We start from the raw sequence: 514 nt of genomic DNA on the forward strand, positions 1-514 counted from the left end.
GTCAACCCCTTAGCCGGGCGTTATATTTTTTTAAGTTCAGCAATCAAAAGGATTCATGATGAACGTGGATAAAGCGAAAAAACGCATATTGAAACGAGTACAAAGAGGTTTCAAAGGTTATCCGCAAATATCATTAGAGTATTTCGGTACAACGACGGATTTAGCGACCGAAGTCGTTATCACCTTTTTACCTGAGGAGAATGCCGAGCCTCAAATACAACGCTTTACAAGTGACAAAGATGCCCGCGAAGACGAAGCGATCCAATCGGTATTGTTAAAAATTATTGAGCGTGCGGAAGCTGCTACGGTTTTGGAAAAGTACGAAATATCAGTTTGTTAATGGTTTTCGACAATCCTAAACAGTCGATCACGTTAGCGTAGAGAGTGAAAATATAACAAACGGCTCAAGAGGGATTGCCAACGCTTGGCGACTTTAGTGCAAAATTGAAATTCAGTGTTTACAGTGTGTTTTTTGAGTTCGGCTATGCGTTGTCAACCCCTTAGCCGGGCGTTA

The 514-nt window shown here is 41.6% G+C and carries 1 protein-coding gene; it reads left to right on the forward strand.

Translation table 11 applies throughout. The features are described 5' to 3' along the window. Positions 1-58: 58 nt before the first annotated feature. A complete protein-coding gene (locus tag AACV12_RS12845; protein WP_170901641.1) occupies positions 59-340 on the forward strand; it encodes a hypothetical protein in 282 nt (93 codons plus the stop codon). The last annotated feature ends 174 nt before the right edge of the window (positions 341-514 follow it).

The sequence above is a fragment of the Vibrio sp. 2-2(8) genome (genome assembly GCF_963888495.1).
Lineage (GTDB): Bacteria > Pseudomonadota > Gammaproteobacteria > Enterobacterales > Vibrionaceae > Vibrio > Vibrio anguillarum.

What these genes read in the sequence shown, in the direction of transcription:
- AACV12_RS12845 (WP_170901641.1), top strand. Translation starts at nt 59, where the DNA reads ATGAACGTGGATAAAGCGAAAAAACGCATATTGAAACGAGTACAAAGA.